The organism is Helicobacter trogontum (assembly GCF_000765905.2).
Lineage (GTDB): Bacteria > Campylobacterota > Campylobacteria > Campylobacterales > Helicobacteraceae > Helicobacter_A > Helicobacter_A trogontum.
The window spans coordinates 1-3,210 of record NZ_JRPL02000061.1 but is presented as its reverse complement, the minus strand read 5'-3'; the positions used below and the strand labels follow the sequence as shown (position 1 = coordinate 3,210).

Annotated in this window: 1 protein-coding gene; it reads right to left on the bottom strand. The window is 29.3% G+C overall.

What is annotated here, in order from left to right:
* Positions 1-3,080, bottom strand: a 3,080-nt coding sequence (locus tag LS81_RS11585) for a hypothetical protein (protein WP_138069939.1), incomplete at its 3' end; no start/stop codon positions are given.
* Positions 3,081-3,210 lie beyond the last annotated feature (130 nt).

Here is a 3,210-nt window from a genome sequence, read left to right as displayed (position 1 = left end):
ACCATCTCCAATGCTTTTTCTCTTGAAATTTTCTCTGAATAATTACCGCTAGAATCTGTATGTATCCAATTTATTGGGATATTTTCTTTTTGTGTTGCTTGTTGGGCTTGTTGAGGAGTAATATTGTTGTATGCAACTTTGTGGCAATAATGCATCAAAACTGCTCTTTTGTATGGTCTACGTGTTGAGCTAATATAATATGTTATTTTTGCTTGAGGAGTTTCCTTTTTTGCTTCATCAATAGCCTTTAAAAAATCTTTAACATTTTCTTTAAAAGGAGAAGATAAGTCTTCTATAGAAGCCTTATCTTTATATTCCTTAATCCATTCTTTACCACTTAAACGAAGATTGTTTCTTTCATACCCCACCTCTAGCTTTATTCTATTTGCAGAATATTCTCCTTGGTATTCTAGCAATACATTTACAAAATCACAGAATATATCATCTATTAAAAGTTCTGTATTGATTATATTTTGTGTATTGTTGTTTGTAATAGTTCCTACTTTATTGTTGCTTTCATCATATATATCTAAATAATATATTTTTTGAGATAATGGGATAGGGGATATATTTTCTATGTGTATAAAATACTTTTTAGATTCAGCAAATTGCCTTGCTGGATTATTGAGACTTAAGGGATGAAGGGCAAAGATTTTATCCCCTTTCACTTCCCCCCACTCTAATATTTCTAATTCATTACCATTGAATCTAAGGGATAGGGGATATTGTATTGTTATGCAAAGAGAAGTTTTTGTGCTAGGGGCATTAAGATAGGCGTAGATATAGAGATATTTTGGTTTATCAATATCAAGCCATTCTTTTTGTATTCTAAAGTCAATGTTGTTCCCAGTATATTGTTCATTGCCATTGTGTTGTATGAAATGTTTATATTGTTTTTCATTAAGTTGTTTTTGTGTAGGTGCAGTTTTATTATCAGTAAGAATATATGCCCATTTGGTTTGTCCTATCTTATCTTGTGGTGGATTCTTTAAGTTGTATTGTGCTTCTAGTTTTACAATACTATTTACGAAATAATGCAAATATTTTTCTCTATAGCCTATAGCTTTTACACGAAGCTGTTGTGCTACCTCTTTTACTGCAATGGGTTGCTTTTTTGTATTAAGTCTTGCATCTGTAATAATATATTGCTTAGCTAGTTTTGCACTTTTATTGACTTGAAAGTGTGGATTGGAATGTATCATTTGCTCTTCTATAGTTTCTGTGTTTTTTATAGGATTTGTTGTTAGAATGATATGTGAGCTAAGACATCTCTTTGAGATTTCATCTTGTTCTGGTAAATCAAGCGTTATGCTAAATGTAGCACTATAATTATCATCAACTTTAACAGATACCCCTTTTCTATTCTCACAAGAATATAGATACAGCGTATCGCCCTTATCTAAACCATATCTATCAAGATTTTGCACTATTACTTGAAAGTTACCCTCATTAGAGCAGCCTGTATTATGTGGTGTTACTCCTTCATCAAGAAATAAGGTAATACCACAATATCTCTGTTTGCAATCATTTCCTAGAATATAAGTATTGCTATCATTTACACTTTCTTTAGCAAAATTATGAATTTCTATATAATCATTAGGGTTTTCTTCTCTATTTATATAGACTTTGAGAATTGGTGAGATTTGAGATTCTTGTGTAGGATTTTTAGCGTTATCAAAGATATAGGTTTCATTAGAGCTTCCTTTGATTGTAAGAGTATTTGCATTAGAATCTAAAATCATTGATTGGTGTGAGCCCTGCAGTAATACTACATCTATATTACTTTCATTTTTCAATCTAGCATATAAAATTTCAGATTTTTGTGTATCAATTTTACTCATATCAAGCTTTACTCCCTCAAATACTACTATGCTTATAAATGTATTGTTTGGTTGCTTTATGGGATAAGTGTCAATATTTTGATGTGATTGTGTATTTGGTTTAAGGCAGATAATAAGCAGTGGAGTAAAATCCCTTGTATCATTTCTATTAGATAAAGCAACATTTAGATTCTCACAATCTTTAATTTCTTTAAGAACATAAATATTGTTTAATGTATATTCTGATACAGCACCTTTGGCAAATGTTTGGTTGATGTAGGTTAGGTAGGGGTGGAGAAAGTTATCTTTATTTGGAGTGATTCCTTGTATATTTCTAAACTTTTCAGGAAGATTGTTTGCTCTTGCATCAGCATTATAAAATTCTTGATAAGTTTGGTTTTGATTTTTTTTAGCATAAAGCAACTCATCTTCATATTTTATAATCCAATCTAAATATGTTTGATTGGAATATGTTGTTTTAAATTCAGTGACAAAATTTTTGTTGCAATCTTTCCTGTGAGTATATTTAAAATTCAATATTTTAAATATACCTATTGCCATTTTAAAAGCTCTGTTTTCTTTGTATTCAAATCCAAAAAATAAAGATTCCCAAAACCGTCTCTTAGCTATGCCAAATTTACTATTGCCATCTAAAAGAAAATTAACCCCATATCGTAAAGTAAAAAATGCTAAAAATCGATTATCTTTGTCTTTATTGCATATATCAAAGAAATATTTCCTAGGATTATTTCCGACATTAAAAGCATAAGATAAAATTCCTGCATATTCATTAGTTTCTTTATCCATTTTTAAAGTTTTATCATTGATCCTAGAAGTATAGTCAAATATAGAATCAGATGCTATTTTTTTGATTTTTATAGCCTGTTCTTTATTTAGTTTAAAACTACTTTGTCCGGTATATTTTTTTAATAAATCATTAAGCTGTGTGCGTATGGTGCTTATATTATCATTTGTTACAATTTGTTTTGTAATATTATAAAATTCATCAATCTTAGCTTTATTAGCTTTATTATCTAAAGCTTCTATATCTTCTTTAGTTTTTAAATCTTTTACACTCCCGAATAATCCCAATTCATTTAATGTAGCAATTATCCAACTCCTTTCTTGCAAATTAGCACCATAACCTATGGTTAAATATCCTTGCGAATCATTGTAAGGCAATGCACCAAAACCCTCAACAACTTTAAGAAATTTAAAGAGATCTTCTAAATACTCCGTATTTTTTGTTGTTTCAAACATCAATTATTTCCTTTTAATAAGTGCATTTTAACTCTCTTTTATTACCTTCTAAGAGATAAATGCGTGTTTCTGGATAAGTAGAATTCTCATCAAAATTAAATCTACCACTCCAAAGAGTAATATAATTTTT